Below are 22,591 nucleotides of genomic sequence, written 5' to 3' on the forward strand. Positions count from 1 at the left end.
TGTTCCTTTCAGGCTCGGACGAAACCCGAGTAATTGTCATTGACCGAATTGCTGAGGAAGCTGTTGTAGTTTTCAACGCCGCCGGTGTATGGCATAAAAACACGAGGTTTTCCTGGGGTATTGGCGCCCCAGAACCACGAGTTCCTCGAATCTGCATAGAGGGTCTTGCTCGCAGTCTCCGTGACGTGGTCGACCCAGGCATCGACCGAATTCTGCGTCGGTTCGATGGTGCTCAGGTTTGCGATTCCCAGGTCCTTGAGGAACCGCGCCAGCCACTCGGCGTGCATCTCCGACGTGGTGGCCATGTTGCTGAAGACCGACGGGGTCTGTGGGCCGGACAGGAAGAATAGGTTGGGGAAGCCATCCGTCATCAGCCCCAAATTGGTTCGCGGCCCGCCCTCCCAATGGTCCTGGAGCGTCTGGCCGTTGCGTCCGACAACCTTGATGCGTAGGAAGGAGCCAGTCATGGCATCGAACCCGGTGGCCATGATGATGTCGTCTAACTCGTAGTGTGTGTCCCCGACGGTCATTCCCCGTTCGGTGATCCCCTTGATGGGTTCCTTGGCGACGCTGATTAGCGACACGTTGGGACGGTTGAAGGTTTCGTAGTAGTTCGTCCCGGAGCAGAGCCGCTTGGTCCCGATCGGCAGGTCGACAGGAATGAGCCGTTCGGCAGTCTCTGGGTCCTGCACGGTCTGGCGGATCTTGTTGGCCACGAACCTGCTGGCGTAGTCATTGACCTCGGTGTCGGTGAGGAGGTCAGTGAATGCGCGCATCATGTTCAGCCCGCCGGCCTCCCAGCGGCTCTCGAGCTCACGGTCTCGCTCACTCGAGGAGAGGTTCTTGCCGGGACCGTGAGGAGGCTCTTGATTGTGTCCGTTCGAGGACGCCCGGGCTTTCGCGCGCCGTTCGGCGTATCGGGACTTCCATTCCTGATCTGTGGCCGCCTCCAGTGCGCCGTTCCTTGCCGGCATGACGAAATTGGCCGTCCGCTGGAAAACTGTGAGCTGAGACGCCTGCTCGGCGACGAGAGGGATGAGCTGGGTAGCCGAGGAGCCGGTCCCGATCACCGCAACCCTGCGGTTCGTGAAGTCGACCGAATCCTTGGGCCAGCTCGCTGTGTGCAGGATCCTTCCTGTGAAGAGGTCATGACCCGGAAACTCTGGCATCTGCGCAGCGGACAACACGCCGGTGGCCAGGACCAGGAACTTAGACCCTACGTTCGACCCGTCCCCTGTAGTGGTGGTCCAACGGTTCTTCATCTCGTCGTACGTGGCATCCGTGACTGTGGTCCTCAGCCGGATGTTCTCGCGCAATTCGAGCTCATCCACGGTGTAATCCAAGTAGTTCTGAATACTCCGACTGTCGGAATAGCGCTCCGGCCATTTCCATTCCTGCTGGATGGACTCGCTCAGAGAGAGCGAGTAGTCGAGGCTCTCGATGTCACACCGAGCCCCAGGGTACCGGTTGTTGAACCAGGTGCCGCCTACGCCCTCGGAAGCCTCCAGGATAATCGCCTTCAAGCCGATCTTCCGGAGATGGAAGAGAGAGCTGATCCCGGCGAATCCCGCTCCCACGATGACGGCATCATAGTGCTGATCAAGGGGCGCATCATGCTGCTGGATGGATTCTGTGCTCATACGTTCCTCTGTTCCCTCCGAATTCTGGCTTCCCAATAGCCTCCGCAGAAGTGAGGCACGAAACAGCAGGCCTCTCGGTGACCGAGAGAGGGAACTGGAAGCTGACAGCCTGGAGGAGGCCGCGGCAAGCTTGGATCAGCGTCGGCCACGGAGAATATTGGGAGGAACCGAGGCGTGAGCACCCTGATTCTGCGGTAGAGATGTCGGGCGATGTCATGCGCACCGCCACGTGGTGCAACGCCCCGCCGTGGGCGTTCGATGTGCTGTCCGGTGACACTCTCGAGCTGACCCGCGAGGCCCTGACCGCGCATGTCACCTCGGGCGCAGGAAAGCCGCCGGAGCTGCTGGACCCGAGACCTATACCGGGGAACGGCTGGCCCGACGCCGGCAGGCCAGGTTCGCGCTGTACGGCGCCGTGGGTATCGGCCGGGAGAAGCGCGAAGAGCGCGCCCGCCAGCACCTGGAGAACTTCCGGTTCTTCGGCGCCCCACACGTGGAGGTGGTGACCCTGGCTGAGGAGCTGCGGGAGTATGGGGAGGTGGACATCAGGGCGTATATCGTCACGCTGTTGCTGGCTGCCGAGTCGCTGGGCCTTGCGTCCATCCCACAAGCGGCTCCGGCGTTATACGCGCCGGCGCTGCGTTAGGCGTTGAGGGTTTCGGCCGATGAGCGGATCGTGGCCACTGTGGCGCTGGGCTATGAGGACACCGACGCCGCAGCCAACGCCTTCCGGGTCCCGCGGGCCGAGCTGGGGGAAAGCGTGCGATTCTTGGATTGAACAATGACCGAAATCGTCTTTTCGGGTATGTTCTCAGCAGGTCGTGACTGAATCCCTTGGACGATAGATACCCCCGCTGGGCAGGATGGAAGTACTCGTGGATGAGCCGCTTGGTTTACGTGAATCGGCCATCGAGTGGTTGAAAGAACGAACAAGCGATGGTCTCGAACCTCTAACGCGTGACGAAATCCTCGATTTTCGGTTCCGCGGAGATTCGTTCACGTTGCAGTCGACCCAACAGGGAATCCGCAAGCCCCGGGGTTTTGACGCTGCGTTGTCCTTTCAAACCGTTTACCGTATGCCAGGCCAGAAACGGCCTTACGAAGACGACATCGGGGCAGACGGCCTCATCCGGTATGCCTGGCGTGGAGATGATCCAAATCAGCCAGAAAATCGAGGACTTCGGCGGGCCATGGAATTGAGACTTCCGCTCATCTGGTTTGTGGGTGTTGCCATGAATCCCTCACGTTTCCAAGTGATCGCCCCCGTGTACATCGTCCGCGAAGAAGTCCAACACAGGCGCTTCGCTATGGCTCCCGTTGAAGAAACCGACATGCTCCCGGACATGATGACTGGCTCGGTCATGGAAGAGTCGCTACGGCGCTACCTCCGTCGAGAGACGAAGGTGCGGCTTCATCAGCCAGTATTTAGATCAACCGTCCTCACCGCTTACGAGAACCACTGCGCCGTCTGCAATCTCGCACATCCGCAGCTTCTGGATGCCGCTCACATCGTCCCCGACCGCGACGAACTGGGCATTGCATCCGTTGTCAACGGAATGGCGATGTGTAAAATTCACCACGCCGCGTTTGATAGCTTCTTCCTAGGGATTCGTCCCGACCACGTAGTGCAGATCCGGAAGGATCTGTTGGAAGAGGTGGACGGCCCGATGCTCCGTCACGGATTGCAAGAACTCCATGGAAAAAGGCTCATGGCGCTTCCAAAGCGCTACACAGAGCGCCCAAGATTAGACCTCTTGGAGAATGCCTTCGAGAAATTCAAGAGTGCGACTCTCGGCGATGTCGCATAGAAGCGGCCGAAGTTTTCCTGCTCGAGGTTGGTGACCGGTTTGAGACTGGTGTCGTCCACTTCCGCGATGGCCGCCCGGCGGTAGTTCGATGCTCTTGAGTATCTGAAGGCTTGGAGGCCATCCGATATTGCCGTTCGGGGTCAGCGATATTGCCTTTGGGGACCAGCAGTGGCGTCGGTGGGGGCCAGGTGGACCCAGGCGTCCTGGGCCGGGCCGGTTCGGTCGAGCACGACCTGCAATAGCCCGAAGCCGCGGGTGTGCCAGGAGTTGGTGCGTTCGACCTTCCACCGGCGGGTGTGGTTGATCTTGATGTAGGTGCCCTTCGGGGAGATCTTCCAGTCACAGCCCAGTTCGCTCAGCAGTTCGCGGGTGACACCGGAGTCGTAGCCGGCGTCCAGGTCGACTCGGATGTACTCGGGCAGGTTGAATCCGAACCGGGCCAGCTTCTCCAGCCTCGGACGCAGCAGAGGAGAGTCGTGTCGGTTGGCTCCGGCCAACTCGACGCCGATCGGTAGCCCGTGGCCCTCGGTGAGCACCGAGCGTTTCTGCCCTTTCTTTCCACGGTCGCTGGGGTTGGCCCCGGTGTTGTCCCCGCCGCAGGGGGCTTTCACCCAGCACCCGTCCACGCTCAGGTGCTCCAGGTCCAGACCGATGAGCCAGTCGAAGGTCTGTAGGACGGCCTGTTCCAGGGCGGCGAACATGCCGTGGCGGATCCACTCGTCGCGCCGCTGGCGCAGCGTGGTGGCCGAGACGTTCTTGTCAGCGTGCTTGGTGTGTGTTTCGTCAAGCTCGGTTCGGCCGATTGAGCGCTAAGAATCCGGCCACGTGGGCGTGGTTTCCTGCCGATTGAGCGGTTTGCGTAATTTCGATCTTGGTCTTGGATCGCTAGCGATGGCGAGTCACCCATGCTCACGGAACCATTATAGGAAGTCCTAGGTTGCCATTCCGCAGGGGGGCTAGCAGGGGCTCGGATCATCAGAGTTGCTTCTTAAGTTCCATGTCCGTCGTCTCCCGTAATACTTGACATACACTGAGCCACGGACACGGGGTGCGCCGACCGGCGCTGAGATCAAACCCGTGGAACCTGATCTAGTTCGAACTAGCGAAGGGATGTCCGCGTGACTTCTTCTTGCCGTACCCACAATTCCTTTGTTCCCCGCATCCTCTCCATCGCCGGGACCGATCCGACCGGTGGCGCGGGCACCGCCGCGGACCTCAAGTCGATCACCGCGGCCGGCGGTTACGGCATGAGCGTCGTGACCGCCCTCGTCGCCCAGAACACCCACGGCGTACGCGACCTCCACGCCCCGCCCGCGGAGTTCCTCGCCGCCCAGCTGCACGCCGTCAGCGACGACGTCACCCTCGACGCCGTCAAGACCGGCATGCTCGGCACCGCGGAGATCATCGCCACGGTCGCCGCCTGGCTGGACGCCATTCAGCCCGAGATCCTCGTCATCGACCCCGTCATGGTCGCCACCAGCGGGGACCGCCTGCTGCAGCCCGAGGCGGAGCAGGCCATGGTCGCCTTCTGCCGCCGCGCCACCGTGGTCACCCCTAACATCGACGAGCTCGCCGTGCTCACCGGCCAGCCCCGCGCTGCCACCGAGGACGAGGCTCTCGGGCAGGCCGCCCACTGGTCCGCGGAGACGGGGGTGGCCGTCGTCGTGAAGACCGGGCACTTGGACACCCTGACCGTCACCAACACCTGGCTGTCCCCGGACGGCACCCGCATCGCCGTGCCCTCCACCCGCGTGGACACCACCAGCACGCACGGCACCGGCTGCTCCCTGTCCTCGGCTCTGGCCACGCGCCTCGGCCGCGGGGACACCCCCGCCTCCGCCCTGGCCTGGGCCACCGACTGGCTCCACGAGTCCATCACCCACGGCGCCGCCCTGCGCGTCGGCTCCGGCCACGGCCCCGTGGACCACGGCCACCGCGCCCGTCGGCTCCAAGCCGCCGCCTCCTCCGCCCCCTGGCTGATGCCCGACGCCGTCCCCCACCTCCTCGAGACGCCTGCCGGCCTGGGTGCCCCGCGGGCAGGCGACGAAGGCCTCAACGTCACTGTTCCCGCGCCAGCCGTCGCACCGCCCGGCCCGTGGACCGCCGCCCTCTGGGACGCGGGGGCGGAGACCACAGCAACCATCGCGGACTCCGTCTTCGTCCGTGCGCTGGTTGACGGCAGCCTGCCGCAGCACGCCTTCGCGTTCTACCTGGCCCAGGACGCGCTGTACCTCAACGGCTACGCCCGCGCCCTGGCCGCACTGTCCGCCCGCAGCACCGACCCCACCGCCCAGGTCTACTGGTCCCAGGCGGCCACCGGGGCCCTCACGGAGGAGGCCGAACTGCACCGCGGCTGGCTCGGCACCGCAAACCACGCCACCTCGGAGCCCGCGCCCAGCCCGGTGACGGCCGCCTACACGAACTTCCTGCTGGCCACCGCCCTCGGCGAGGACCGGGCCGTGGGCGTCGCCGCCGTGCTGCCCTGCTTCTGGCTCTACGCCCAGGTCGGCGCCGCGCTGCCCGCCGTCCCTGCCGACCACCCCTATGCCGCCTGGCTGGACACCTACCGGGACCCCGGCTTCGTCACCGCCACCGAGCAGGCCCTCGCCCATCTGGAGTCAGAGATGGCAGCAGCCTCACCGGCCGTGCGCGCCGCCGCGGCCCGCGCGTTCCTCACCGCCTGCCGGCACGAGCTCGAGTTCTTCGACCAAGCCCTACGGATCGAACCCGGCGGGGCAGCGGCGCTGCCCGCCGCCGCGACCAACCGTCCGGAACTGGCCGGGAGCGCCCGGTGACGGGCGTGGCCACGGCCTCGGCCGCCGTCGTGCATCTGCCCCCGGAGGGCAAGGCCGCCCTGCGGGCCGGGGTGGTGGGCAACTGGATCGACAACATCCACGTGTTCCTTCCACTGACCGCCCTGGCCCCGGCGATGCTCGTGCTCGCCGGGCCGGCCGCCGCCGCGTCCACCGGGGCGCTGATCGTCATCGCGATGCTGCTGGGGCGGCCGATCGGCGGGGTGGTGTTCGGGCGCATCGCCGACCGGCTCGGGCGCACCCGCACCACGCGGATCGCGATCGCCGGGACCGCCCTGTGCGCCCTGGCCATCGCTGCCACCCCCACCCACGAGATCCTCGGCGCCGGGACCATCGGGCTGATCCTGGCCCTGCGGTTCCTGTGCGGGATCTTCGTGGCGGGAGAGTACTCGGCGGCCATCCCGCTGGCCATGGAGTGGTCCGCACCCCGACGCCGCGGCCTCATGAGCGGGCTGATCCTGTCCATGGCCCCGTGGGCGCAGGCGTCCATCGCGTTCTCCGTGGCCGGGCTGCTCGCGCTGATCGGGCCCGACGCCTATGCCGCCTGGGGCTGGCGGCTGCTGTTCGTGCTCGGCGCGCTGCTCTCGGTGGGGATGCTGGTCTACTACTCCCGGCAGGTCACCGACGCCCCGGTGTTCCACCGCAGCCGGGAGCGAGCGGTAGAGGCCGAGCGGGCGGAGCAGACTGAGGCGCCGGAGGGTCTGGCGGGGCGCGGCGCCCCCAGCCAGAAGCCTGGGTTGCGCCAGTTGCTCGCCGGCCGGTGGGCGCGGGCCTTCTGGCAGGTCTTCGTGCTGATGACCGGGCTGTGGCTGCTGACCAACACCACCGTGTTGCTGCTGACCGACCGGCTGGCCACCGACTCCGCGCTGGAGCCCACCGCGGTCCCCGTGGTCATGGGGATCGCCTCCGTGGCGCAGGCCGTGGTGATGGCCCTGGCCGGGCACCTGTCCACGCGGGTGGGTCGGCGTCGCGTCTTCGTGCTGTGGGGCGTGGCCGCCGGGGTCGCCGGGCCGGTGGTGTGGTGGCTGGCGGTGCACTCGCCGACCCTCGCCGCGGCGGCCGCCTGCGCCGCCGTGCTGCAGGTCATCACCGTCTCCGCCTACGGTCCCGTCTCCGCGTACCTCTCCGAGCGGTTCCCCACCGAGGTCCGCTCCACCGGCTACGGCTCCGGGTACAGCCTGTCCCTCATCCTGCCGGCGCTCTACCCCTTCTACCTGCCCGCGCTCGAGGCGGGGTTGGGACGGGATGGCTCCGTGATGGCGCTGGTGGTCCTGGGCGGGGTGCTGCTGGTGCTCGGCGCTGTGCTGGGGCCGAAGCTGGCGCCACGGGACCTGGACGGGGACCTCGACGAGGTTGCGGCGGGGGCATTGCGCCATCGCCAGCGTCCACTCGCGATCGGTCAGGTCTGACTACCTGAGGCCCTTCCAATGTTGTTGAGATGCGATCGGGACCGGTCTTTAAGGAACTGGTGTTCGTTCGAGATCAGTTCGTTGCGCTCGTGCAGGGTCTTCACATCGAGCATGCCGTTCACGATGAGTGCGTTGACGAACGTCTTGTCCTTCTCGCGGCCTGCTGCCAGCTTCGACACGGCGAGGTCGTGCGGCTCCAGGAAGTGAGGTTCCCCGGGAGCCGAGGAGAGGAGGTCCCACCCGACCAGGCGATCCCGCCACCCTTCAGGGAGGATAGCTGTCTCAACATGGATGCCTTCTGCATAGAAGCCGTTCAAGGCATGGAATCCGGACAGCTCGCCGATGATGCCCTCGACCTGGTCTGCTTTCCCTCGATCGGGATCATCGAGGAAGGCGATGTCGGCCTCGATCGATGCGGTAGCTTCTGCGCTGCGGGCAGGTCGTCCTCGTCATAGGAGCCGAGGATCGATTGTGAGCCGATGACGAGCACGTCCTTGTCGCCCACGATGGTGCATGCCGACCGGAGGATGTGGGCCAGCTGCTGTCTGTTCATGCGGCGCGCTCCCCGCTGTGGTCCTGGCGCCAGTGCTGCTGGAATGAGCGCAGGACCTGCTGCCGCTGCTCATCGGTGAGGACGCTGGCGAAGGGGCTGTTCTGCCGAAGCTCGCAAGACAGTTCATCGGTTCCGGTCAGCACGGCGGCCACCTGATCCACTCCGCCCTCGATGACTGCACTCCATTGGTCGAGATAGTGGACGGACTTGCCGTCCGGACGATGCGCGCACTTCCACCGAGCGATGTTGTCCCTAGCCGACTGAAGCACGACGGCGGGCTCCATCATGAGAGCGCCCAGCACTGCCCGATGAAGCCACAGGGATTTTTCCTGATTGCGAGTTAACTGCGGCGCTATGAGGCGAGCGAGGGAGTCGCGCCGGATCCGCCGATGTGTGCCGACCTTGATGGACGGCAGATCGCCGCGATCACAGAGGTCAACGATATGTTGCCGCGAGACACCGAGAATCTCTGCGGCACTGCCCGTGCTGAGCCAGTCATCGTCCATGGTCAAAGGCTACTCTTAAACACCAAAAACACAACGACTGGACGTGGCGCGAGGGGTGGGACTGAGTGTGGCTGCCCTACACTGAACCCTGGACACGGGGTGCGCCGACCGGCGCTGAGATCACACCCGTGGAACCTGATCTAGTTCGAACTAGCGAAGGGATGTCCGCGTGACTTCTTCCCTCCCCACCCGGCCGGGACCGGACCTCGCGCACGATCCGGACCTGGCCGCCGTCGCGCCGGTGATCCGTGCGTTGCGCGAGCGTGCGCCGCTGGTGCACTGCATCACCGCCACCGTGTCCATGGAGATCGTGGCCAACGGGCTGCTCGCCGCCGGCGCCCGCCCCATGATGACCGAGACCCTCGCCGAGGCCCCAGTGGTGACCACCGTGGCCGACGCGCTCGCGGTCAACCTCGGGACCCTGAGCACCGATGCGATGGAGGGGATTCCGGCGGTGGTCGAGGTCGCCGTGCGGGACGGGCGACCGTGGGTGCTGGACCCCACCGCGATCGGCCTGGCGCCGGTGCGCACGCCGCTGGCCCGGGGCCTGCTGGACTCTCGTCCGGCGGTGGTGCGCGGCAACGCCTCCGAGGTGTTGGCCCTGGTGGGCAGCGGTGCCGGGGGTCGTGGGGCGGACTCCCTGGCGGTGCCGGAGTCGGCCGAGGCGGCCGCGCGGGAGGTGGTGCGCAAGTCCGGGGGAGCGGTCGCCGTCTCCGGGGAGACAGACTTGGTGCTCGACGCCGGCCGCCGTGCCCTGGTGGCGCGCGGCACCTCCCAGCTCACCCGGGTCACCGGCACGGGGTGCCTGCTCGGGGCGTTGACCGCGGCGTGCTCGGTGGTGGCCGAGGACGGCTTCGAGGCCGCGCTGGCCGCCACGGTGTGGATGAACGTGGCCGGGGAGCTCGCCGCCGAGCGGGCCGCCGGGCCGGGGAGTTTCCGGATGGAGCTGCTCGATGCGCTCGATGCCGTGGGCGCCGAGGGAAGCTGACGATCAGGCGGCTGCCGTGCGAGAGGTGCTGGTGGGCTTCTGAGGGCGGGTGATCCGGCCGTTGCGGTGAGCGGAGATCAGCAGGAGCACCGTGGCGATGGAGCAGACCGCCACGGAGATGAGGCTGGCTTCAGGTCCGAAGCTGCCGCCGGTGAGCCAGACGGGCCCGGGCGTCACTGCCTCCACGAGGGCCTCGCGAGCGTCGCCCCCGGAGCCGATGGTGCCGAAGATCGCGACCGTGGTGATGTTCCATCCGAGGTGGAGGCCGATGGGCAGCCACAACGAGCCGGTGGCCACATAGGCGGCGCCGAGCATGAGGCCTGCCTCGACGGCGAGCGTGAGGGCTCCCCAGAGGGTGGCGCCAGGGTTGACGAGGTGGACGAGGCCGAACAGGAGCGCGGACGCCGCGAGGGCCATCCAGGTGCCCCAGCGCTGCTGGACGAGGCGGAAGATCACCCCGCGGAAGAGGACCTCCTCGGCGACGGCCACGGCGAACATCATGCCGACGATGGTGAGAGCTCCAGCGAGTGTTCCCCAGCCGATGATCTGGTATCCGCCGAACGCGGCGATGAGGCCGATGGAGACGCAGGCCAGGGTGAGGCCGCCGAGCGTGCCGAGGAGCAGCCGTTTCGCAGCGGTGGGCCGGGCGAGCTCGATGACGGGACGCTGCTCGATGCGGCGCACGGCGACGGAGTAGAGCCACAGCACGAGAACACCGAGAACCGGACCGATCAGCAGCGCGGCGGCCGGGCTGCCGAGCGCGGACGCGGCGGAATTGGTGATGATCATCAGGGCCGCGAAAGCGACCACCATGGTGCTCGCGCGCCCGGATGGGCGGGACCAGAACGGGGGCTGCTGGATCGACGATGTCGGTGGTTTGCTCAGGGGTGTGGGTGTGGGTGCGGGTCGCATGGGGTGCTCCTTTGTCGCCGGCGTTGTTGCCGGGCGGAATGCACGCTACGGAGAACGGACCCGCGGATCGTCACCCCGGAGGGGGCACGTGCGGTAGCTCTTCGGAGTGACTCGGCCCGGGTCTAGGCCTGTAAGAGGTGGTGTGTGGTGCCTGCCCTACACTGACTCCTGGACACGGGGTGCGCTGTCCGGCGCTGAGATCACACCCGTGGAACCTGATCTAGTTCGACCTAGCGAAGGGATGTCCGCGTGACTTCTTCTGGCCCCATGAGTGCACCCCAAGATGCTCTCGACCTGCGCTGCTACCTGGTCACCTCCGGGACTGGCCGGCGCACGGTGGAGGTGGCCGCCGCAGCGGCGGCCGCCGGGGCCGGCGTCGTGCAGGTGCGGGCCAAGGAGGCCTCCGCCGCAGAGTTGCTGGAGCTGACCTGTGCCGTGGCCGAAGCGGTGCACGCCGCCCGCCCGGCCACCCGCGTGCTGGTGGACGACCGGCCGGATGTCGCGTGGGCCGCGCGGTCGCGGGGAGCTGCGGTGCATGGCGTGCACCTGGGACAGGACGACCTGCCCGTGGCCGACGCCCGCGCCCTGCTGGGGCCGGAGGCGATCGTCGGGCTGACCACCGGAACGCCGGAACTGGTGCGCGCCGCCGAGGCCCAGCGCGATCTGCTGGACTACATCGGCGCCGGGCCGTACCGGCGGACCCCGACGAAGGAGTCCGGCCGGGAACCTCTCGGGGTGGACGGCTATCCGGAACTGGTGGCGGCCACGGCCCTGCCGATCGTGGCGATCGGGGACGTGACCTGCGCCGATGCCGCCGCGCTGGCTGGGACTGGCGTGGCCGGCGTCGCGCTGGTGCGGGCGGTGATGGAGGCGGAGGATCCGGGTGCGGTGGTGCGGGAGGTGCTGGCGGGGTTCGGAGCTCTTCCCTCGCGCTTCCCGTATTTCCCGGTGATCGTGAAATATCCCCGTGATGATCGCAGCGAAAAATCATGATCGCGGGGAATCCTCGCGACAAGAACCCGCGGGAATCAGGTCGACAGGTCAATGACACGTTTGGCTGAACGCTTGAGGAGGTCAGGCCGCCGTCCACCGGCCGGATGAAGCCGGGACGTGACCTCCGCGGATGCCCCCGCAGATGCCGCCGCGCTGGCTGGGATCGGCGTGACCGGCGTCGCGCTGGTGCGGGCGCTGATGGAGGCAACGGATCCGGGTGCGGTGGTGCGGGAGGTGCTGGCGGGGTTCGGGAGGGCCTGAGCTTCGGCACAGACCGAACCCCGCCCTGCGTCACTGCGTGACGTCGAACTCCTGCGAGTCGAGGAGGGCACCGTCCAGGCTGAACAGTTCGCTGACCTCGACCATCACGGGCGATTCGTCGCGGAGCGTGAACGGCACCTGGACGGAGATCGAGGCGCCCGGCTTGAGGTCTGTCATTGTGGCGCTGGAGTCAATGTCCTCAACGTAGGCGTAGGAGTCCAGCTCGACGCCGCCCTGGAAAGCCTGCGGTTGGGTGGACGTCATGAAGTTGGTGGTCTCCTCCGAGCCGTTGGTGAACTCGAAGTCCACCACGATGACTGGGGCACCCTCATAGTCCTCCGAGAACGACGCGCCCCCGATGGTCACGGCGACATCGCTGGTGGACGGCTCATCCGCGGCGGGTGCGGCGGCCGGCGTCGAACTGGTCTGCTGTAGCTCGGCGGTCCAGGTCGTGCCCAGGGCGCTGACCTCATAGCTAAGGGTCTCGCCTTCGAACGTGAACGTCTTCGTGTTGTCACTCGAGGCAAGCAACGCCGTGTCGGTCTTGCTGGTGTCGTTCTCGGAGTCGAAGGTGAACGATCCCTCGGCGCTTTCGGGGAGTTCGGCAGTGCCGGCCCAGTAGAGCGCCTTCTCGCCGTCGTTGATCCAGTAGACCGTGATGGTGTCATCGACGATGGTCGCCGACTGGATGCTGGCGTTGCCTTCCCCAGCCGCGCCAGTCTGTTCCCACTCGCCGGTCAAATCGCGCCGGGCGGCCTCCTGTGAAGTAGCGGCGGCAGGGCTGGCAGCGGTCGTGCCGGAGTCCATGGAGTCGGAGGCGCATCCAGCGAGTCCGAGGGCTAGGACGGCGGCGATGGCGATGGTTGCGGTCGAGCGGGTGCGCATGGAGGAATGCCTCTCCCTGATGGACGGACGGTGATCGTGGCGTCTATGCATCACGGCCGAGGTCGGCCGCAGGTTCTCCGTTCGTCCCGCGACCTTAGAGGACAGCGTTAATGCGAGGCTCCCCGGGCCGCGCCTCCAGACCGTCTGGCCTGAGGGTCGCCCGATGGATGCCCAGGTCCGTACGCCCGGGCAGCACGTCCGGGTGCAGGGCACGCAGATCTGAGGGGTAGTCCCCGTCGCGCAGGCGCCGGTAGGGGCGGCTCGGTTCGCTGTCGATCCCCTGGAGCCGACGGAGGAGCCGCTCCCGCTCCCGCTCGACATCTCCCGCTGTGAGCGCATCGGCGTCGTGGATCACGTGCAGGTCGAGCGCGTCGATGCCGACGTACCAGAGCGCTCCATGGGTCAGGGGGAACAGCAGCGAGTCGAGGTCGCCGCTGAGACCGCGGGGGCCGATGGTGCGCTCGTCCTCCCCGGCGGTGACGATGATCAGGGCCTTACGTCGGCTGAGCCCGCCCTCGCCGTAGCGGCGGGGGAGTTGCACGTCCGGGTCGAGCTCGTTGTCATAGGCGAAGCTGTCCGTCAGCACGCGGTCCAGCCAGCCCTTGAGGATCGCCGGCGGGCCGTACCACCACAGGGGGAACTGGAGGACGAGCAGCTCCGCGGCGGCGAGCTTCGCGTGCTCAGCCTGGACCTGTGCCGGCAGCTCGCCGCGGGAGTAGGCCTGTCCGGCGAGCTCGGCCAAGTTCCCCGGCCGGTCGTGCGGCTCGCCCAGGTCGGCTCGGCCGAAGACGGGGTCGAACCCCAGGGAATAGAGGTCCGAGGTGGCGACCTCGTGGTCCCGGGACAAGGCCTCGACGCCGGCGCGGTACAGGTGGCCGTTCAGCGACTCCGGGCGGGGGTGGGCGAGGACCCAGAGGGCGGAACCGGGAACGGGGGGATGATCGACGGGCATGGTGTCTCTCCTGGTGTGTGGGAAGTCCTCAGTCCACCGCACGTAGATCAGACGGAGAATAGTCGGAACTCCGGAATCGATGCGTGATCGTCTAACCTGGCAGCGTGGACACGCTCAGTGAAGTGCTGGAGAACATCCGCTCCTCGGGGGCGTTGATCGGCCAGAACCTGCTCTCCCCGCCCTGGGCGATCCGCCAGGAGGGCGGTACCTCGATCACCGTCGTGGCGATGCTCCGGGGCGAGGCCTGGCTCCGGCGGGACGGGGCCGATCCGCTGCGCCTGGGCACGCGCGACCTCGTGATCCTCACCGGCTCGGGGTCCACGCTCCTGTCCAGCGACCCCACCGGACGGATCCCCACCACGTGTGTGCTGACCGCCGAGGGGGCCTGCCTCGAGGAGACCGGGGAGCGCCTCACTGCAGGGAACGGTGGGCTCGTGCGAGTGGCTGACGAGGCGGGTCTGGACTCGGAGCACGTCTTGCTCGCCGGGTCCTTCCCGACCTCCGGCAGGATCGCCGGGCGGCTCCTCGAGGCACTGCCGAACGTCGTCGTGGTTCCCCGTGCCCACCAGCGTTCACGGGCGCTGGGACTGCTTGAGTCCGAACTCGAGAACCGTGAACCCGGGCAGCAGGCGGTGCTGGACCGGCTACTGGACCTCGTGTTGATCGGGGCACTGCGGGACTGGTTCGCACTGCCGGACACGGACGTCCCCGCCTGGTACGGGGCAGCCGGGGATCCCGTCGTCGGCCCCGCGCTTGGGGCACTTCACGCCGATCCGGCGCGGGCCTGGACCGTTGAGTCGTTGGCACGCCGCGCTCAGGTCTCCCGCGCCACCTTCGCCCGTCGCTTCGCCGAGGTGATGGGCGAACCACCGATCTCCTACCTGACCGGGTGGCGCCTGTGCGTGGCCGCGGACCTCCTGCAGGAACGGGAGGACACCACGGAATCGATCGCCCGACAGGTCGGCTACTCGAGCGCCTTCGCCCTCAGCGCCGCCTTCACCCGGGAGTACGGTGTCAGGCCCAGCAGATACCGGGTGCAGAGCCGGCGGTTGGCCGTGACGGAGGCCGTCGAGTAACGCCCGACGACGGCGGGTCCGAATAATCACGGTGAAACCGCCAGCGCCGGGGTCGGGCGGTGAGCCACGATCAGAGGGTCACGCAGTTCCGCATCGACCCAGAAGAAGAGGCACCCCGTGAGATTGTCTGCAAATTCCGAAGCCGTGGTGGCCCAGACGGCGAGTGTCGTCGCAGAGCACGCCGAAGAGATCAGCAAGGTCTTCTATGCGGACATGTTCGCCGCCCATCCCGAGCTGCTCAACGTGTTCAACCAGGCGAACCAGGCCATCGGTGAACAGCCGAAGGCGCTGGCGGCCTCGGTGGTGGCGTTCGCGGTGCACCTGCTGGATCCCGAGGCGCCGGACTTCACGCCGGTGATGCGGCGCATCGCACACAAGCACGTCTCACTCGGCATCACCGCCCCCGAGTACACGATCGTCGGCCGCTACCTGCTCGGGGCGGTGCAGAAGGTGCTCGGCGAGGCGGTCACGCCCGCGGTGGCGGCGGCCTGGGACGAGGTCTACTGGCTCTTCGCCACCTCCCTGATCGCCGAGGAGGGAAAGCTCTACGCCGAGGGCGGGACCGACCCTCAACACCCGTGGCGCCACTACCGGGTGGTGGAGCGCTTCGAGGAGTCCGAGGAGGTCTTCTCGTTGCTGCTGTCCCCGGTGGAGGGGCAAGTCCCCGCCCACCGGACGGGACAGTACGTGGCAATCGCCGTCGACCTGCCGGGCGGGCGCCGCCAGCCGCGGCAGTACACGATCTCCTCCGGACCCCGGGGCGACTCGCTGCGCGTGACGATCAAGCGCGTGCACGGTGTGGACGGCGCACCGGACGGCCAGGTCTCCGGCTGGCTGCACGAGAACGCGCAACCGGGGACGGTCCTCGACGTCTCGCAACCCGCAGGTGATGTGGTGCTCGACGAATCCGACACCCCGCTGGTGCTGGTCTCCGCGGGCATCGGCATCACCCCGGTGGCGGCGATCATGGAGGACCTCTCGCGTCGGCAGCCCGGACGCACCGTGCGGCTCTTCCACGCCGACAAGTCCCACGTGCACCACGCCCTGTATAGCGGTCTGCGCCGGCAGGTGCTTGCCATGCCGGACGCGCGGGCCCAGAACTGGTACCGGAAGGACGCCGAGACTGCGCCGACGCTGTATCCGGCGAAGTCCGGATTCATGGACCTGTCCGACGTCGAACTGCCCGAGCAAGCGAAGGTGTTCATGTGCGGACCGCTGCCGTTCATGCAGAGTGCCCGGCGTGCGCTGATCGAGCAGGGCGTGCCGAGCGAGAACATCCACTACGAGGTGTTCGGTCCGGACCTCTGGGCGCAGTCGCCCGCCTGATCCCCGTCTTCAGGGGGCAGCGCCCGCAGCGCCCGCACGGCCGCCCGCTCCAGTTCAGCATCGTCGCGATCGGCCTCGACACCGCCGGGGCGCGACGACGGCGCCGCCTCGCCGTGGCGTCCGAGCACAAGCACGCAGCGCTCGGGGCCGACGAAGGGATGCAGGCGGCGCAACTCCAGCGGTCCCGGGACCTGTTCAAGCTGGTCCCGCACGAGCCGGGCGTGCACGGAACAGACCGCCGGCCGTTCAGCGTCGATCATCTCTTCGTACAGGCAGGGCAACAGGCCGATCGTCAGGTCACGCTCGTCGACCTCGGGCTCCATGCCGGCGTCCTCCAGGTGCTCGTAGAGGGCGTCGAGCTGGTGCACCGCCTCGTCGCCGAGGACGTCGCGGTGGTCGAGTTCCGGATCCAGGCCGCGCAGGACCTCGCCCCGTTCCTGGGCCGCCCGGGCTCGCTGCTCCGCCACGAGGCTGTGCTCGGTGCGGCGTACGGGGGAGTATCCGTTCGGGGGCCGGCCCCGCCGGCCGGTCTCGACGGGAGCCCTGGCGACGAGCCCCTCACCCTCCAAGACCCGGAGGTGGTCGCGGGCGGTGTTCAGCGGCAGGCCGGTCTCCTCGGCGAGCTCCTGCAGGAGCCGGCCCGGGAGGCGCTGCACCGCGTGCAGCAGCCGCAATCGGCTCCTCTGTGTGAGCCCCCGAAAGTCCTCCACCCGCCGCGGCATGCTCCCATGATAGTGAGCGGCGGCACCCGGATAAACGCTCCGAGACAGGTGCCAGGGTCCACCTGGCCTTCCGGAGCATCAGGGAACGTCGGGCACGCTGTCCGCGGTCAACAATTCGAACGGGACCGGACGGGTGGAAATCCCGTTGACCTGAAGGGCCACCGCGTGGCCACCGGGGTAGTAGTGGCGGGTGGTGATCGCCCGGAAGGAGTGCGCCCGGTTCACGGCCATCTCCTCTCCGGGCTGGAGGTCACGGGTTGTGAGCTTGAAAACCTTGGTGCTGAGAGTGCTGTTGGCCTTGCGATGGTGGATCACGTAGTCGATGGCGAGACGAGCGGGCTCCGGACCGACGTTGCGCAACACCGCGGTGAAGCGGACCTCTCCTCCCCACGGCACCCGGGCCTCGGTGAGATGCGGCCCGTCAATGTCGACGGACACGGGCCCGAATCCGAGCAGGTCCAGTGCCCCCGGGTGGCCGCTCTTCAGGAGGGTCCGCAGACCGTGGCGTACGAGCGCAGGCGTCTGCGGCCCAGGGTCCGCCAGCCATCGCTGGGCCGTCGAGACAACGATGTCCGGGGCATCCCGGCTGAGGTCGTTGAGGTGGTTGGCCACCGAACGCCGGACGTACTCACTGGGATCCCGGTACAGAGCCTCGAGGAGGGGCACGGTCACGCCGGGATGGGCGGTGATGGCCGGGATGCGCACGGCCCAGGGGAGGTAGGGGCGGGTGCCCTCGCTGGCCAGGCGTCTGATGTGCTCGTCCGCGGAATCCGTCCACCCGGCGATGATCGCCAGTCCGCGGTCCAGGTCGTGACGCAGGAGGGTGCGGAGGGAGAACTCGGAGGTGAGCCGGCCCGTGAGTTCTGCCAGAAGGGACATTGCATCCGTGAACGCTGCTGCGGTGTTCTCCTGGACGGCCCGGGCGGCGACCGCACCGGTGACCGGCCAGATGAGCCAGCCGGAGAAATCCGGGCTGCTGTCCCGCGCCTGACGGATGACGTGGGCGAGAGAGCGGTAGTCGCCCGGGAGGTCGGCCAGAAGGGCCTCCCGTAGTAGGTCCGCGCGCTCGCGGAGGGCGAGGCCGTCGAGCGACTCCACGGCTCGGGGCAACGAATGCAGGTCCGTCCCCGGCACGACCTGCTGAATGGAACGGGTCAGGGCGGTGGCGGCGCGTGCACCCAAGAGCTCGTCGGCGGAAGGCATGCGATCATTATCGCCGGGCAGGGTTCGGCGCAGGGGGACCGACCCGGAGCGGCCAATCAGGTGTGGCCCGGATGAGCCTTCGGCCAAAGGACCATGGACGGCTCGGGATCCCGGGAACGAGAATCGTGGAAGCCAGGAGAATCGGAAGCGAGGCACACGCATGACGACGATCACCGACCACGACGCCTACATCGCAGCGGCAGCCGAGCCCTTCCGGCCTGAGCTGCAACGGTTGCGCTCAATCCTGGCCCGCACCCTGCCGGACGCGGAGGAGATGGTGGCCTACAACATGCCGGGGTTCAGCATCGGTGGCACGGTCGTCGCGAGCTATGCGGCGTTCAGCAAGCAGTGCGGGCTGTATCTCCTGCCGGGCGCCCTCTCCGCACATGCCGACGACATCGCGGCCGCCGGCCTCAAGGCGACCAAGACCGGCATGACCTTCTCGCCGCGCACGCCGATCCCAGACGAGCTCGTCGAACGGCTGGCGCGGGCCTCGCGCCAGGAGGCCGAGGCCTGAGGGCTCAGCCTGATCGGTCCGGACGAGTCGGCAGGCCAGGTCATGAGGAGATGACCTCCCATGACGGCCTATGGCGTGGTCTCGGCGGTCTTCGCGCACACCGGAGCGTAGAAGTCGTCAGATTAATCAGGTAATGCGGACAGGACCGTGAGTTCGTAGCCTCGTTCCCAGAATCACGAGTTCCGGTGCGAAGCCCTGGCTGGCCGGACTGCAACCCTCTCGCTGTAGTGGGGTGCACCAGGTGATGATTCGGCCGGCCCGCAGCGGTGACCGGCAAGTGCAGCCGGCTGAAGACATCCCTGGATGATCGCTGCCCGGCGCGGCAATCCGAGAGGGCAGCCATGATCACTGTTTCACCGACCCCGGCGCGCACGAGTACCGAAGCGCTCCGGGCGGAGTTCGCACCGCTCTTCTCCCGCATCCGTGAAGGTGCTGTGGAGCGTGAGCGGTCTCGGGATCTGCCGTTCCTGGTGGTGGAGGAGCTCAAGGTCAGTGGCTTCACCGCCCTGCGGGTTCCACCGGAGTTCGGGGGCCGGGGCGTGGGGCTGAGCGAATTCTCCGCACTGTTGGTGGACCTGGCCGCGGCCGATTCGAACGTGGCCCACCTCTTCCGCGGGCACATCGCGTTCCTGGAGCGGCTGTTGCTGAGACCCCCCGGGGATCACCGCGATCAGTGGCTGCGCCGGATCGGAGCGGGGGCGCTGATCGGCAATGCCGCATCGGAGCGTCAGGAGCTGTCGGAGATCACCACCCGGCTGGAGCAGCGCGGCGGTCAGTGGACCGTCACGGGGACGAAGTACTACACCACCGGCAGCATCTACGCGGACTGGATCTCCCTCTCCGCCGTCCACGGAGACAACAGGCATTCGGTGCTGGTGGACGCCTCCCACCACGGGGTGCGGGTGGCGGACGACTGGGACGGCTTCGGTCAGCAGCTGACCGCCAGCGGGGGCCTCACCCTCTCCGAGGTGCCCGTGGACCCCCGGGATGTCCGGGCCTTCGACGCGGATGATCCGCATTCCGGGTTCGTGGTCGGGCTCTTCCAGATGATCCTGCTCCTGGTGGCCGCGGGCGTGGCCCAGTCGGCGGTGGAGGATGCGGTGGACTACGTCCGCCCTCGCCGCCGGACGTTTGCCCACCGGGGTGAGCTGGCGCCCCGGGATCAGGACGTGGTCCAGACCGTGGTCGGCGAGGTGGCGGCCAAGGCCCATGCGGCCCGATTGGTCGTGCTGGGTCAGTCCGCAGCGCTGGACGCCTATGCGCGGAAAGCCGCTGACGGTGCCCTGGAAGGTGACCGACCAGGGGATCTGGCCGAGGAATCCCAGCGTCTGGCTCGAGACGTGTTCCAGGCGCAACTGGTGGTGCTCGAGCTGGTGCAGCGGGTCACCACCGAGATCTTCGAGGTCGGCGGGGCCTCGGCCACGAGCACCGTCCGTGGCTTGGACCGGCACTGGCGCAATGCCCGCACCATTGCCAGCCACAATCCGGCAAAGTACCGGGCGCGGGCGGTCGGCGAGTACCTGCTCACCGGCGAGTTCGCTCTCTGGGGTGGTCAGGGTCCGGCGACGGGCCCGGGCGGGCAGGCTGGCCAGGAGGACACGGATGATGACTGACACCTTTGAGGACCTCCTCGAGGCGGGCGCCTCCGCCGACGTGACCGGGTGGGACTTCTCCTGGCTGCAGGGCCGGGCCACCGAGGAACGCCCGCCGTGGGGCTACGCCGGCCAGCTCTCCCGCCGGCTCCGGGACGCCTCCGCCTCCCTGGACATCCAAACCGGTGGTGGGGAGGTCCTGGCACAAGCTGAGGCGTTCCCGCCGACCGCCGTGGCCACGGAGTCGTGGGCGCCGAACCTCGCGCGGGCCACCGCACGGCTCCACCCCCGTGGCGTGGTGGTGGTGGCAGACCCGGACGAACCGCCGTTGCCCTTCGCCGACGCCGCCTTCGACCTGGTCTCCAGCCGGCACCCCGCGACCATCTGGTGGGACGAGATCGCCCGGGTCCTGACGCCGGAGGGCACCTACCTCGCGCAGCACGTGGGCCCGGCCAGCGCGTTCGAACTCATCGAGTTCTTCCTCGGCCCCCTGGCCGCAGCCCGCCAGGCGCGGCACCCCGACGAGGAGACTGCTGCCGCACGGGCCGCGGGACTGAACATCGTCAACCTCGAGTCAGCGAGATTGCGGATCGAGATCCATGACGTGGCCGCCGTGGTCTACCTCCTGCGCAAGGTCATCTGGTGGGTGCCCGGATTCACCGTGGCGGGATACCGCGGCCGGCTCCGGGACCTGCATGACCGCATCCAGACGCACGGGCCGTTCATCACCCATTCGACACGGCACCTCATCGAAGCACGCAAACCCACCATCACCGGGGAGAACCAGTCATGACCATCCAGAACCATCCCGCCAGAAGAACTCGCCGGACCGCGCTGTGGCTGGCCGTGACACCCCTGGCCCTGACCTTGGCCGCCTGCAGCCCGGCCGGCCAGACGGCCTCCACCGGGCCTGTGGAGAAGCAGGGAGGAACCCTGACCTACCTCGACGCCGAGGCGTCCCGGTCCACCCAGCTGCAGGGCGCCGGGACCTGGCAGGACAGCGCCTATGTGGAGAACGTCACCGACCGGCTCATCTGGAAGGACCCGGAGACCGGGGAGCTGGCCCCCTACATCGCCGAGTCCTGGGAGGTTTCCGAGGACGGCCTGACCTACGAGTTCACCATCCGTCCCGGCGTGACCTACTCGGACGGGACGCCGCTGGACGCGGCGAGCGTGCAGCGCAACCTCCAGTGGCAGGCGGAAGGGGACGAGGCCAAGGGCATTCAAGCGAACAACCAGTTCCCGGCGGTCGAATCAGTGACGGCCGAGGGGGACACCGTGACGGTGGTCCTGGAGCACCCGTACGCAGAGTTCCTCGACGTCCTCTCGGGCTGGTCCGCCTCCCTGGTCGCTGATGCCACCATCGAGGCCTCGCTGGAGGAGCAGCAGCAGATCACGGGACTCATCGGCAGCGGCCCCTTCGTGGTGGAGAGCGAGACGTACGGCGAGGAGATCGTCTTCGCCCAGCGCGAGGGCTATGACTGGGCGCCCGAGGGCGTCGGCCACGAAGGCGAGGCCTACCTGGACAAGGTGGTGGTCCGCGCCGTCACGGATGACACCGTGCGGATCGGCACGTTCCGCTCGGGGCAGGCGGACGCCATCCGCTACATCCAGCCCAGTGACGAGACCCAGCTCGCGGAGCAGGGGGCCCAGATCATCTCCGCGCAGGGACTCGGGGCCACCAACCAGTGGGTCCTCAAGCAGCAGATCCCCGCCCTGCAGGACGTCCGGGTGCGGCAGGCGATCCAGAACGGGATCGACCGCGAGCGCATCGTCGAGGACCTCTACACGGAGAACTGGGACGTGGCCCAGAGCATCGTCACCCAGGACGCCTTCGGGTTCAAGGACCAGAGCGAGAAACTTCAGTACGATCCGGACCACGCCAATGCCCTGCTGGATGAGGCCGGCTATACCGAGCGTGACGCCGAGGGGTACCGGCTCAAGGACGGCCAGCAGCTGCATCTGGTGACGGTGATCGACGTCTATGACAGCACCGCCCGGCCGCTCTACCAGTTGGTGCAGGCCCAACTGAAGGAACTGGGCATCAATCTCGAACTGCGGGACGCGGACTACTCGCAGGTCTCGGCCGCCTACGCCGCGGAGGACGTGGCGGCCACCCGCTCCGGGTGGCCCTACCCGGCACCGTGGGCGACCCTGAGGACCTCCTGGGACCCGGAGGGGACCAACGGATTCGCGCTGCCCTCCGGAGACCCGGCACTGGAGGAGCTCTTCGAGGCCCAGGCCACGGAGACCGACGCCGCCGCGCGCGAGGAGATCCTTGGAGAGCTCCAAGACCACGTGATCGACGAGGCCTACACCGTGCCATTGATCAAGGACTCCCAGATCTTCGCGGTGCAGCCCACCGTCCACGACTTCGGTTTCAGCGCCGAGGCCCGCCCGCTGTTCTACGGCGCCTGGACGGAGGAGAAGTGACG

General features: G+C 67.8%; 23 protein-coding genes and 4 riboswitches. Of the genes, 13 read left to right on the forward strand and 10 right to left on the reverse strand.

Annotated features, from left to right (window positions below):
- Positions 1–8 precede the first annotated feature (8 nt).
- On the reverse strand, positions 9–1,640 hold the full coding sequence (locus C8E99_RS13150; RefSeq protein WP_115932664.1) for a flavin-containing monooxygenase: 1,632 nt from the start codon (positions 1,638–1,640) through the stop codon (positions 9–11).
- A gap of 415 nt (positions 1,641–2,055) precedes the next feature.
- Here C8E99_RS13150 and C8E99_RS13155 point away from each other — a divergent pair, with 415 nt between their 5' ends.
- Positions 2,056–2,286, forward strand: coding sequence for a nitroreductase family protein (locus C8E99_RS13155; protein WP_170144608.1), 231 nt, complete (start codon positions 2,056–2,058; stop codon positions 2,284–2,286).
- A gap of 229 nt (positions 2,287–2,515) precedes the next feature.
- Entirely contained in the window at positions 2,516–3,448 is a 933-nt protein-coding gene (locus tag C8E99_RS13160) for an HNH endonuclease (RefSeq protein WP_245952335.1), read from the forward strand.
- A gap of 140 nt (positions 3,449–3,588) precedes the next feature.
- On the opposite strand, the gene C8E99_RS13165 is transcribed toward C8E99_RS13160, so the two are convergent.
- On the reverse strand, positions 3,589–4,149 hold the full coding sequence (locus C8E99_RS13165) for a transposase (RefSeq protein ID WP_115932667.1): 561 nt from the start codon (positions 4,147–4,149) through the stop codon (positions 3,589–3,591).
- Between the two features lie 333 nt (positions 4,150–4,482).
- A riboswitch (TPP riboswitch) is annotated at positions 4,483–4,576 on the forward strand.
- On the opposite strand from C8E99_RS13165, the gene C8E99_RS13170 reads away from it, so the two are divergent.
- The gene (locus C8E99_RS13170; protein ID WP_115932668.1) at positions 4,567–6,243 is read left to right on the forward strand and encodes a bifunctional hydroxymethylpyrimidine kinase/phosphomethylpyrimidine kinase; all 1,677 of its coding nucleotides are present in this window, start codon (positions 4,567–4,569) and stop codon (positions 6,241–6,243) included. It overlaps the preceding riboswitch by 10 nt.
- Positions 6,240–7,670, forward strand: a complete 1,431-nt coding sequence (locus C8E99_RS13175; protein ID WP_115932669.1) for an MFS transporter — start codon at positions 6,240–6,242, stop codon at positions 7,668–7,670. The genes C8E99_RS13170 and C8E99_RS13175 overlap by 4 nt, the downstream gene beginning before the upstream one ends.
- Here C8E99_RS13175 and C8E99_RS16075 read toward each other — a convergent pair.
- Genes C8E99_RS16075 through C8E99_RS13185 form a run of 3 tightly spaced genes read right to left on the reverse strand, consistent with a single transcriptional unit; the run spans position 7,661 to position 8,729 of the window.
- The gene (locus C8E99_RS16075) at positions 7,661–7,987 is read right to left on the reverse strand and encodes a DUF6036 family nucleotidyltransferase (protein WP_211309049.1); all 327 of its coding nucleotides are present in this window, start codon (positions 7,985–7,987) and stop codon (positions 7,661–7,663) included. The genes C8E99_RS13175 and C8E99_RS16075 overlap by 10 nt on opposite strands.
- A complete protein-coding gene (locus C8E99_RS16080; RefSeq protein ID WP_211309050.1) occupies positions 7,984–8,223 on the reverse strand; it encodes a hypothetical protein in 240 nt (79 codons plus the stop codon). The genes C8E99_RS16075 and C8E99_RS16080 overlap by 4 nt, the downstream gene beginning before the upstream one ends.
- Positions 8,220–8,729, reverse strand: coding sequence for a helix-turn-helix domain-containing protein (locus tag C8E99_RS13185; RefSeq protein ID WP_115932670.1), 510 nt, complete (start codon positions 8,727–8,729; stop codon positions 8,220–8,222). The genes C8E99_RS16080 and C8E99_RS13185 overlap by 4 nt, the downstream gene beginning before the upstream one ends.
- An 85-nt stretch (positions 8,730–8,814) precedes the next feature.
- A riboswitch (TPP riboswitch) is annotated at positions 8,815–8,908 on the forward strand.
- Here C8E99_RS13185 and thiM point away from each other — a divergent pair.
- On the forward strand, positions 8,899–9,717 hold the full coding sequence (gene thiM, locus C8E99_RS13190) for a hydroxyethylthiazole kinase (protein WP_115932671.1): 819 nt from the start codon (positions 8,899–8,901) through the stop codon (positions 9,715–9,717). It overlaps the preceding riboswitch by 10 nt.
- Before the next feature lie 3 nt (positions 9,718–9,720).
- On the opposite strand, the gene C8E99_RS13195 is transcribed toward thiM, so the two are convergent.
- A complete protein-coding gene (locus tag C8E99_RS13195) occupies positions 9,721–10,629 on the reverse strand; it encodes a CPBP family intramembrane glutamic endopeptidase (protein ID WP_211309051.1) in 909 nt (302 codons plus the stop codon).
- Positions 10,630–10,794: 165 nt separating this feature from the next.
- Positions 10,795–10,888, forward strand: a riboswitch (TPP riboswitch).
- A gap of 8 nt (positions 10,889–10,896) precedes the next feature.
- Between C8E99_RS13195 and C8E99_RS13200 the strand changes: the two genes are divergently transcribed.
- Together C8E99_RS13200 and C8E99_RS13205 are read left to right on the forward strand one after the other, a co-directional pair.
- Entirely contained in the window at positions 10,897–11,622 is a 726-nt protein-coding gene (locus C8E99_RS13200) for a thiamine phosphate synthase (protein ID WP_115932673.1), read from the forward strand.
- 117 nt (positions 11,623–11,739) lie between these two features.
- Positions 11,740–11,883, forward strand: a complete 144-nt coding sequence (locus tag C8E99_RS13205; RefSeq protein WP_211309052.1) for a hypothetical protein — start codon at positions 11,740–11,742, stop codon at positions 11,881–11,883.
- 30 nt (positions 11,884–11,913) lie between these two features.
- Here C8E99_RS13205 and C8E99_RS13210 read toward each other — a convergent pair whose 3' ends face one another.
- Both C8E99_RS13210 and C8E99_RS13215 read right to left on the reverse strand, forming a co-directional pair.
- Positions 11,914–12,768 carry a DUF5067 domain-containing protein gene (locus tag C8E99_RS13210; RefSeq protein ID WP_170144609.1) on the reverse strand — a complete coding sequence of 285 codons (855 nt, stop codon included), beginning with the start codon at positions 12,766–12,768 and terminating at the stop codon, positions 11,914–11,916.
- A gap of 94 nt (positions 12,769–12,862) precedes the next feature.
- Positions 12,863–13,720: an NAD(P)H-dependent oxidoreductase gene (locus C8E99_RS13215; protein WP_115932675.1), complete on the reverse strand. Its 858-nt coding sequence runs from the start codon at positions 13,718–13,720 to the stop codon at positions 12,863–12,865.
- Positions 13,721–13,824: 104 nt separating this feature from the next.
- On the opposite strand from C8E99_RS13215, the gene C8E99_RS13220 reads away from it, so the two are divergent.
- Both C8E99_RS13220 and C8E99_RS13225 read left to right on the forward strand, forming a co-directional pair.
- Positions 13,825–14,796, forward strand: coding sequence for an AraC family transcriptional regulator (locus C8E99_RS13220; protein WP_115932676.1), 972 nt, complete (start codon positions 13,825–13,827; stop codon positions 14,794–14,796).
- A gap of 117 nt (positions 14,797–14,913) precedes the next feature.
- Positions 14,914–16,122, forward strand: a complete 1,209-nt coding sequence (locus C8E99_RS13225; protein WP_115932677.1) for a globin domain-containing protein — start codon at positions 14,914–14,916, stop codon at positions 16,120–16,122.
- Here C8E99_RS13225 and C8E99_RS13230 read toward each other — a convergent pair.
- A complete protein-coding gene (locus tag C8E99_RS13230; protein WP_115932678.1) occupies positions 16,077–16,844 on the reverse strand; it encodes a helix-turn-helix domain-containing protein in 768 nt (255 codons plus the stop codon). The two genes, C8E99_RS13225 and C8E99_RS13230, sit on opposite strands and share 46 nt — an antisense overlap.
- A 78-nt stretch (positions 16,845–16,922) precedes the next feature.
- Positions 16,923–18,047 (reverse strand): DNA alkylation repair protein, encoded by a 1,125-nt coding sequence (locus C8E99_RS13235; RefSeq protein ID WP_115932679.1) that lies wholly within the window; start codon positions 18,045–18,047, stop codon positions 16,923–16,925.
- A gap of 160 nt (positions 18,048–18,207) precedes the next feature.
- Between C8E99_RS13235 and C8E99_RS13240 the strand changes: the two genes are divergently transcribed.
- The 4 genes from C8E99_RS13240 (at position 18,208) to C8E99_RS13255 (ending at position 22,589) form a co-directional block, all read left to right on the forward strand.
- Positions 18,208–18,564: an iron chaperone gene (locus C8E99_RS13240; protein WP_115932680.1), complete on the forward strand. Its 357-nt coding sequence runs from the start codon at positions 18,208–18,210 to the stop codon at positions 18,562–18,564.
- Between the two features lie 171 nt (positions 18,565–18,735).
- Positions 18,736–18,850: riboswitch (SAM riboswitch) on the forward strand.
- A gap of 55 nt (positions 18,851–18,905) precedes the next feature.
- Complete coding sequence (locus C8E99_RS13245; RefSeq protein WP_115932681.1) at positions 18,906–20,177, forward strand: acyl-CoA dehydrogenase family protein; 1,272 nt, start codon at positions 18,906–18,908, stop codon at positions 20,175–20,177.
- Positions 20,170–20,949, forward strand: coding sequence for a class I SAM-dependent methyltransferase (locus C8E99_RS13250; RefSeq protein ID WP_115933485.1), 780 nt, complete (start codon positions 20,170–20,172; stop codon positions 20,947–20,949). Before C8E99_RS13245 ends, C8E99_RS13250 begins: the two co-directional genes overlap by 8 nt.
- A complete protein-coding gene (locus C8E99_RS13255) occupies positions 20,946–22,589 on the forward strand; it encodes an ABC transporter substrate-binding protein (RefSeq protein ID WP_115932682.1) in 1,644 nt (547 codons plus the stop codon). Before C8E99_RS13250 ends, C8E99_RS13255 begins: the two co-directional genes overlap by 4 nt.
- Positions 22,590–22,591 lie beyond the last annotated feature (2 nt).

The sequence above is a fragment of the Citricoccus muralis genome (assembly GCF_003386075.1).
Lineage (GTDB): Bacteria > Actinomycetota > Actinomycetes > Actinomycetales > Micrococcaceae > Citricoccus > Citricoccus muralis.